This is a genomic window from Allobosea sp. CER48 (genome assembly GCF_044752385.1).
Taxonomy (GTDB): domain Bacteria; phylum Pseudomonadota; class Alphaproteobacteria; order Rhizobiales; family Beijerinckiaceae; genus Allobosea.
In genome coordinates this window covers 1-1,408 of record NZ_JBIWYK010000649.1, presented here as the reverse complement: position 1 = coordinate 1,408, position 1,408 = coordinate 1, and the positions used below count along the sequence as shown (strand labels likewise).

Annotated in this window: 1 pseudogene; it reads left to right on the top strand. The window is 66.7% G+C overall.

The features are described 5' to 3' along the window. Nucleotides 1-1,408: pseudogene (locus tag ACIPIA_RS16285) on the top strand (hypothetical protein); the annotation flags it as partial.

Below are 1,408 nucleotides of genomic sequence, written 5' to 3'. Positions count from 1 at the left end.
TCGCGCGTCCTCCGCAGGAGGGCGAGGTGCTCTGGCTGTTCGGTCTCTTTGCTGCATCGGTCGGACTGCCCTTCTTCGCCGTCGCCGCCAACGGGCCTCTGCTGCAGGCCTGGTTCGCACGGACCGGCCACAGTCACGCCGCCGATCCCTATTTCCTGTACGCCGCCTCGAACATCGGCAGTTTCCTGGCCCTGATCGCCTACCCCTTTGCGATCGAGCCCCTGCTTCCCCTTGCCTTGCAGACCAAGGCCTGGGCCTGGGGCTTCGCGTTGCTGCTTGCCGGCATCGCCGGTTGCGCCGGGCTTGCGATCGGCTCCGGGCGGACGGACGTGCCGGCGACAGGGGGGGCAGACCCGGCGGTCGCGATCACCAATGCCCAGCGCGCCAGCTGGGTGGCGCTCGCGTTCGTACCCTCGGGGCTGTTGGTCGCGGTCACAGCTCACATTTCGACCGATGTCGCAGCCGCCCCGCTTCTCTGGGTTGTGCCGCTGGCGCTTTTCCTGCTGACCTTCGTCATCGTCTTCCAGCGCCGGCCGGTTCTGCCGCATCGCTGGATGCTGCACCTGCAGCTGGCGCTGATGTTCTGCTATGCCGCGGCGTGGCTCTTGAAGCCGGCGATGGGTTGGGGGCCGGCCCTGTCGCTCAATCTCGGCCTCTTCTTCGTGACGGCGATGGTGGCCCATGGCGAGCTGGTGAAGCGCCGGCCCGATGCATCCCGCCTGACCGAATTCTACCTCTGGATGTCCCTTGGCGGTGTTTTGGGCGGGCTGTTCTCCGGCCTGCTCGCTCCGGTCATGTTCAACTCCGTGCTTGAATATCCGCTGCTGCTCATTGCGGGATTTCTCTGCCGGCCGGCCTTCACCTCGATTCGCATGCGCCGGCCTGTGAAATTGGGCCTATCCGCGGCGGCCCTTTGCCTGCTGGCGGCGATCATCGTCAGCGAGCAGCAGCGTACGGATTCGCTGCGGTCATTCTTCGGCGTTCATCGCATCATCAACGCGCCGGATGGCAAGTTTCGTTTCCTGATCCACGGAACGACGTTCCACGGCGCGCAGCGTATCCGCAACGATGACGGCAGCCTCGTCACCGGCCGTCCGGAGCCGTTGAGCTACTACTTCACCGGCGGCCCGATCGCCAATGGCATCGAGGCCGCGCGGCGGGCGCGGGGCGGAACGCTGGGCAAGGTCGCGGCCGTCGGGGTCGGCACAGGTTCGCTCGCGTGCCAGATCCGCTCCGGCGAGGACTGGCGCTTCTACGAGATCGATGCGCGGGTGATCGCGATCGCGGCCGACCCGGCCCGCTTCTCTTTCCTGAGCCAATGTGCTCCGCGAGTGCCCTTTGCCATCGGCGACGCGCGACTGACGCTCGAGGATGCCGTCGACGGCTCCCTGGATCTCATCGTGATCGA